This is a genomic window from Burkholderia sp. AU32262 (assembly GCF_020419985.1).
GTDB lineage: Bacteria > Pseudomonadota > Gammaproteobacteria > Burkholderiales > Burkholderiaceae > Burkholderia > Burkholderia semiarida.
Map to the genome: position 1 here is coordinate 34806 of NZ_JAIZRS010000042.1, position 7325 is coordinate 42130.

Annotated in this window: 5 protein-coding genes; 4 read left to right on the forward strand and 1 reads right to left on the reverse strand. The window is 68.6% G+C overall.

Annotation, left to right across the window (positions count from 1 at the left end):
• Nucleotides 1–167 precede the first annotated feature (167 nt).
• The 4 genes from LGN10_RS31695 (at nt 168) to LGN10_RS31710 (ending at nt 6226) form a co-directional block, all read left to right on the forward strand.
• Nucleotides 168–1418, forward strand: a complete 1251-nt coding sequence (locus tag LGN10_RS31695; RefSeq protein ID WP_226226102.1) for a metallophosphoesterase family protein — start codon at nt 168–170, stop codon at nt 1416–1418.
• A 3-nt stretch (nt 1419–1421) separates the two neighbouring features.
• Nucleotides 1422–4892: an ATP-binding protein gene (locus LGN10_RS31700; protein ID WP_226226103.1), complete on the forward strand. Its 3471-nt coding sequence runs from the start codon at nt 1422–1424 to the stop codon at nt 4890–4892.
• A gap of 122 nt (nt 4893–5014) precedes the next feature.
• A complete protein-coding gene (locus LGN10_RS31705; RefSeq protein ID WP_059583821.1) occupies nt 5015–5539 on the forward strand; it encodes an HD domain-containing protein in 525 nt (174 codons plus the stop codon).
• A 9-nt stretch (nt 5540–5548) separates the two neighbouring features.
• Complete coding sequence (locus LGN10_RS31710; protein ID WP_226226104.1) at nt 5549–6226, forward strand: DUF429 domain-containing protein; 678 nt, start codon at nt 5549–5551, stop codon at nt 6224–6226.
• Between the two features lie 124 nt (nt 6227–6350).
• Here LGN10_RS31710 and LGN10_RS31715 read toward each other — a convergent pair whose 3' ends face one another.
• Nucleotides 6351–6788, reverse strand: a complete 438-nt coding sequence (locus LGN10_RS31715) for an ATPase (RefSeq protein ID WP_226226106.1) — start codon at nt 6786–6788, stop codon at nt 6351–6353.
• Nucleotides 6789–7325: the final 537 nt, after the last annotated feature.

Genomic DNA, 7325 nt, shown 5'->3' on the forward strand with positions numbered 1-7325 from the left:
CAGGTACCATCCCGACCCGCTTGCAACGGGCGGCATGATCCGGTCCGGCCGCCGCGCCGCATGTGTCGCATGTGTTGCGGCGGGCCCCGCGGCCGGCGGGACGACGATGGACGGGGCGAGCCCGAGCGAGCGGCGTCGCCCCTTCGCCATGAAACAGAGGAACCTTCGTGAAGTTCATCCACGCGGCAGACATTCACCTTGACAGCCCGTTGCACGGCCTGAGCGCGTATCCCGACGCGCCGGCCGCGCAGTTGCGCAACGCGTCGCGCGAGGCGCTGCGGCAACTCGTGGATCGTGCGATCGAAGAGGAAGTCGCGTTCCTCGTGATCGCGGGCGACTTGTACGACGGCGACTGGAAGGATCACAACACGGGCATCTTCTTCGGCCAGCAGATGGGGCGCCTGCGCAAGGCCGGCATCCGCGCGTTCGTCCTCGGCGGCAACCACGATGCCGAAAGCGAGATGACGAAGAAGCTGACGCTGCCCGACAACGTCACCGTGTTCGGCCACCGCAAGCCGGAGACTTTCACGCTGCCGGAATTCGACGTCGCGCTGCACGGGCAGAGCTTCAAGGACAAGGCCGTCGTCGACAATCTCGCGATCGGCTATCCGGACCCGGTGCCCGGGTACTACAACATCGGCGTGCTGCACACGGCGCTCGAAGGGTATGCGGCGCATGCGAACTACGCGCCCTGCACGCTGGCCGAACTGCACGCGAAGGGTTACGACTACTGGGCGCTCGGCCACGTGCACGAATTCCAGCAATGGACGGGCCCGTCCACCGTCGTGTTTCCCGGCAACCTGCAGGGGCGCCATATCCGCGAGACGGGCCGGCGCGGCGCGGTGCTCGTGACGGTCGAGCCAGGCAGGACGCAGGTCGAGCGTCTGTATCTCGACGTGCTGCGCTGGGAAGCCGTGTCGGTCGATGCGTCCGATTGCCTGTCGGTGGCCGATCTGTCGAGAAAGATCGGCCAGTCGCTGGAGGCGCTGTTGACGGTCGACGGCCACGTGCCGCGCGCGGTGCGCGTCACCGTCACCGGGCGCACGCCCGCGCACGGCCTCTTTTTCGGCCGCGCGCCGCAGTTGCGTGCGGAGGTGCTGAACCAGATCGGCATCATCGGCAACGAGCGGCTGTGGCTGGAGAAGGTTCGGCTCGCGACGTCCGTCGCCGATCGGCAGCCGGGCGAAAGCGAGCCGCTCGAAGCGCTGGAGGACCTGAAGCAGATACTGGCCGACGCCGCGCACGATCCGGATTTCCTCGCGCTGCTCGAACGCGACCTGAAGCCGTTCGTCGGCAAGGTCCGCAGCGACGTGAAGGAGGACGTGCCGTTGCTGACGCTGGCGCGCGCGGGCGAACTGACGGCGCTGGTCGAGCAGGTCGGGCCCGCGTTGCTCGCGCGGCTGGCGAGGGGGGAGTAAGCGATGCGCATCCGCCAGCTCGATCTGATCAAGTACGGCAAGTTCACCGACGAGACGCTGCGTTTCCCGTCGGCCGGCGAGGATTTTCATGTGATCGTCGGGCCGAACGAGGCCGGCAAGTCGACGATCCGCACGGCCGTGTCCGAGTTGCTGTTCGGGATGAAGCTGCAGACGCCGCTCGATTTCCTGCACAGCACGCCCGAACTGCGGATCGGCGGCGTGCTGGAGAGCGGTGCGGGCGAATTCGTGTTCCACCGTGCGCGCGGGCGCAGTCCGTTGCGCACGCCTGCCGACGACAAGCTGCCCGACGACTATCTGGCGTCGATTCTCGACGGCGCGACGCGCGAATTCTTCGAGCAGATGTTCGGGCTCGATCACGGGCGGCTGGTCGATGGCGGGCGCAGCATTCTCGACGCATCGGACAAGCTCGGCCAGGTGCTGTTCGAATCGGCTGCCGGCGTCGGCAGCCTCGGGCCGGTGCGCGAGGAGCTCGACGCGCGCGCGCTCGAATTGTGGGCGCCGCGTCGCAGCGGCAGCGCGTTTGCGCTGGCCGAAACCGCATTCAACGAAGCCGTGGCTGAACTGAAGGCGGTCCAGGTGCGCACGCGCGACTGGGTCGATCGCAAGGAAGCGCGCGAAGCGGTCGAGCAGCAGATCGAGCAGGCGCGGGCGGAACAGCGCCGGCTCGAAGCGCTGCGCTCGAAGCTCGAACGCGTGCGGCGGCTCGCGCCGTACCTGAAGGAACTGACGGTCAAGGATGCGGCGCTGGCCGAACTGGGCGCGGTGATCGAGTTGCCGCCGACCGCGTATGCGGATCTGCTGAAGGCGCAGGGCGATCTCGCGGCCGAGCAGAAGGTGCTCGAGGAGCGGCGGGCCGACCTGCTCGCGAAGCAGCAGGCGCGCGATGCGATCGCCGCGGACGCCGACACGCTGGCGCTCGAAGCCGACATCGAGGCGCTCGATCGGCTGCGCGCCGCGTGCACGAATCACGCGCAGGATCTGCTGTTGCTCGGCGCGGACGTCGAGCGGCACCTGTCCGCCGCGTTGTCGGCGGCCGCGCAGCTCGGCTGGCCGGCGGACGAAGCGTCGCTGCGCGCCGCGTTGCCCACGGCGCTGTCGCTGAAGACCGTCGCGAACCTGCTGCGCGAACACGGCGCGCTGCACCAGGCGCTCGCCGGCGCGCGCGAATCGCTCGACGAGCGCACACGCGAGCTGGCGCAGGTGCGGGAACAACAAGCGCGCCTGTCGACCGTCGACGTGCCGGAGGCGTTGCGCGCGGCGCTGGCCGATGCGCAGGGCTTTCGCAACAGCGGCGCGCGCGAGCAGACGCTGGCGCATGAAATCGCGGCCGCCGAACGCACGCTGGCCGGCGCGCTCGACGCGCTCGGCCAGTGGCGCATGCCGGTCGATGCGCTGCGTGCGCTCGACGTGCCGTCGGCGGCGCGGCTCGGCGCGCTGCTCAAGGAAGACAGCGAACGTGCCAGCGCGGCTGCTGCCGCGCGCGACGCGCGGGATGGCGCGCTCGAAGAGCTCGAACGGCTCGAACTGCAGGAGAAGCATTTCGCGGAGAATCACAAGGTCGTCACGACCGCCGACGTGCTGGCGGCGCGTGCGCGTCGCGACGGCGCGTGGGGCGAGATTCGCAGCGGCGCCGTCGAGCTCGCCGCGGGCGCACCGGCGCTCGACGACGCGATGCGCCTTGCCGACGAGCTCGTCGATGCGCAACTCGGCGCGACCCAGGCCGCGGCGACGCTGCAGTCGCTGCGCCAGCAGGTCGAATCGGCGCGGGCCGGCGTTGCACGCAGGCAGGCCGCGCTGGACGAACGCGAGCGCGAGCTCGCCGCGCAACGTGACGCATGGGCCGCGCTCGCGACGGCGGCCGCGGTGCCCGGCATGCCGCTGGCGGCGATGGGCGACTGGCTCGCGAAGCGCGATGCGGTGTTCGCCGCACAGGCCGATCTCGATCGGCAGCGCCGTGAATTCGACACGATGCGCGCTGCCCGCGCCGGCGCGGAAGCCGCGCTGCGTGCGGCGCTGTTAAAGGTATCGCGAGGCGGCGAGTCGGACGGCCTGGTCGCGCTCGTCGCCGTCGCCGAGACGTTCGTCCAGTCGGCCGAGAAAGCGGCCGCGCAGAAGGACAGCCTCGACGATCGTGCGCGGGAGGCCGAACGCGGGTGCGCGACCGCGCGTTCGCGGGTCGATCACGCGCAAGCGGCTTACGACGCGTGGCAAGCGCAATGGCGCGACGCACTGGCCGACGCGAAGCTGTCCGCGAGTGCGACGACGCTGGCCGCGGCGGAAGGTGCGCTCGGGCTTGCGAACACGGTGACGGCCGAACTGGCCGATGCAGACGCGCCGCGCAACCGGATTGCCGCGATCCGCGCGGAGCTGAACGCGCTCGAGGCCGGCGCACGGCGGCTTGCCGAAGCGCTCGCGCCGGAATGGCTGGCGAGCGGCGACTGGCTGGACGTGGCGCGCCGGCTGACGATGCGCCTCGCGGCCGCCAGGGAAATCGCCCGTGCGATCGATCGTGCCGACGAGGCCGTGCGGCAGGCCGACGGCAAGGTCGCGGACGCGGCTGCCGCGGTGGCGGGCGCCGACGCGCGCATCCAGCCGCTGCTGCAACTGGCCGGCGTCGCGTCGATCGACGCGGCGCTGCCGCTGGCCGAGCGCTCGGATCGCCAGCGCCAGCTTCGGCAGGCGGTCGATGCCGCGCACGACGCGCTGGTGCGCGACGGCGACGGGCTTTCCCGGTCCGCCGTCGAGGCCGAGGTGGCGGAACAGGACATTGCCGACGTGCCGGCGCATCTCGAAGCGGTGAAGCAGTCGCTGGCCGATATCGGCAAGCGGCTGAACGAGTTGGCGCAGCAGCAGGTCGTGGCCGACCAGGCGTTCGGCGCGATCGACGGCCAGGCGAGCGCGGCCGTCGCCGAGTCGAAACGGCAGGAGGCGCTGGCGGCGATGGGCGACGCGGCCGAACAGTATCTGGAAGCGGCCACGGCGAGCCGCTTGCTGAAGTGGGCGACGGATCGCTACCGCGACCAGAAGCAGGGGCCGATGCTTCGGCGCGCGGGCGAGATTTTCGCCGTGCTCACGCTGGGTGAATTCGCGAAGCTGACCGTCGATACCGAGCGGACGCCGCCCGCGCTGTATGCACGGCGCACGCGGGGAACGTCGGTCGAGGTCGCCGGGCTGAGCGAAGGGACGCGCGATCAGCTGTTCCTCGCGCTGCGGATCGCGGCGCTGGAGTTGCAGCTCGGCAGCCGCACGGCGCTGCCGTTCGTCGCCGACGATCTGTTCATCAATTTCGACGATGCGCGTGCGAAGGCGGGGCTCGCGGCGCTGCGCGATCTGTCGACGCGTACCCAGGTGCTGTTTCTGACGCACCACGACCACCTGTTGCCGCTCGTGAGGGACGTATTCGGCGCGCGCGTCAACGTGGTCGAGTTGCAGCGCGCGCCGGCCGGCGCGTGATGCGGGGCGCGTCGGGATGCCCGCGCACGGGAACGGGCGTCGCGTACAGGTAGTATGAGCGGTTCCGAAACGCACGCGGCCGGTTCAACGGTCGCGGGTCTGGCCACACGAGGGGTGAGAATATGAAGAAGCTGGTAGCCGCGATTGCGTTCGCGGCGGACAAGCATCGCAATCAGCGACGCAAGGATGAAGAGGCGTCGCCGTACATCAATCATCCGATCGCGCTCGCCGACGTGCTGGCCAACGAGGCCGGCATCGAGGACGAGCGTGTGATCGTCGCGGCCGTGTTGCACGACACGGTCGAGGATACGGAGACGACCGAGCAGGAGTTGCTGCGGCTGTTCGGCAAGGACGTGGCGGACATCGTGATGGAAGTCACCGACGACAAGTCGCTGCCGAAGGACGAGCGCAAGCGTCTGCAGGTCGAGCACGCGGCCACCATCAGCCGGCGCGCGAAGCTCGTGAAGCTGGCCGACAAGATCTGCAACCTGCGCGACATCGCCCGGCATCCGCCCGCGGACTGGCCGCTCGAACGCAAGCAGGCGTACTTCGACTGGGCGAAGTCGGTCGTCGATCCGATGCGCGGCGTTCATCCCGGTCTCGAGGCGATCTTCGATGCCGCGTACGCCGCACGGCCGGCGGACTGAGGCGCGCGCATGCGATCGGCCCGATCCGCCGCACGGCAACCGGCCGCGGTGGCGGGTGTCGACGTCGGCGGCGACAGGAAGCTGTGCGATCTCGTGATCCTGCGTGGCTCGACGATCGTCTGCCAGGAAGCGCGGGTCGCGCCCGAGTCGCTGCCTTCACTGTGCCTCGCCCATGATGTCATCGCCGTCGGCGTCGACGCGCCGAGCCTGTGGTGGACGGGGAGCGGCCGCCGCGCGGCCGAACAGGCGCTCGCGCGCGAACGGATCTCGTGCTTTCCGACGCCGTCGCGGGAGCAGGCCATCGCGAGCACGTCGGGCTTCTTCGACTGGATGTTCATGGGCGAGCGCGTCTACCGTGCACTCGCGCACGCCTATCCGTTACTGACCGACGCGCGCTACGCGGGCGGGCGCGCGAGTTTCGAAACCTATCCGTATGCGATCACCTGCGCGATGCTGGGCAAGGCCGTGGCGTCGGCGAAGCAGAAGCGCAACCAGCGTCGGCAATTGCTGGAGCGGCTGGGGATCGATGTGTCGACGCTGCGTTCCGTCGATGCGCGAGACGCCGCCCTGTGTGCGTTGACGGCGCAATACGTGATCGACGGCAACGCGCATGCGTATGGCGATGCGGCGGGCGGTTATATCCGCGTGCCGATGATGAGCCAGACGATCGTGCTGGATGCGCCGTAGCGGCGACGCGCGGTTCCGGGCCAGGCGGCGATCGCGGGGAAGCCGTTTCGTGCGGGAGGATGAGAACGGCTGTCGGCGGGCACGACGTGAAGCTCGTGCACCGCGTGATTCCGGCTGAGCCTGCTTAATCCTCGAGGATGGATTTCGGCACGCTGGACAGGTCGCAGGCTTGGGCGTGCTCGAAGTAGCTGTCCGCATCGTCGATCATCACGACCGCGACGTCGATCAGTTCGTCCAGCCGTTGCAGCAGCGACTCCCGCCACTCGATGTCTTCGTCGCGCTCGGGCGCCTTGTCCAGCTGCTCGATGATCGAGTCGGCCGTTTGCAGGAATGGAATCGCCTGCTGATAGTTTTCGATCGAGACCAGCGCCGCATTGCGCGCGCCGACGAGCTGCTCGCGATACGTGTCCGCGAGTTCGGATTCGCCGCTGATGCGCGGCAACATGTCCGAGATGCGTTGCAGAAGCGGCGGGACTTGTTGTTCCAGCTGGATCGCACGCTCGCGCAGGGCTGCATATTCGTCGCGAAGGTCGGTGTCGCCGGGTTGAGTCGTGCTGTCCATCATCGATATGAGTGCGTGGTTCGGTCGCGGCATGATACTCGACCGCGCCAGGTTCCTCGCCCGTTCCGCCTCTTTCTATATACGGAAGGAAAGAGAGGTGTTCGTCATATCTTTGGAGGGCGGCGCGCGTTGTCCTTTCCGGCCCGTCGAGCCCAAGGCCTCCGTGCGCGACAGCGCACGGAGGCCTTTTCAAACTTTCTTCACAAAGAGCTTGCGGGGATGGGGGCGGGTGCTTAGAATCACGCCTCTTTCGCGCTAACGGAAACGCGGCGCGGGAGGAAGGGAAGCGGTGCTGTAGAGGTTCGGTGGTAGCGAGCCACGGCGGCGCAGGAAGATGGGCCCCGCGGTCGCAACGAAGTCGTTCAGAAAGTTGTTGACGAGCTGCGAAACACGGTTCATAATCTCGCTTATCTGCTGCTGAAAACGCAGCGCTGCTGGGAAACACGGAGTTTCTCGCAGAAATGCTCTTTAAAAATTAACAGCCGATAAGTGTGGGCGCTTGATGAAAGCGAGCTGATCCTCGGATCAGATAGCGAA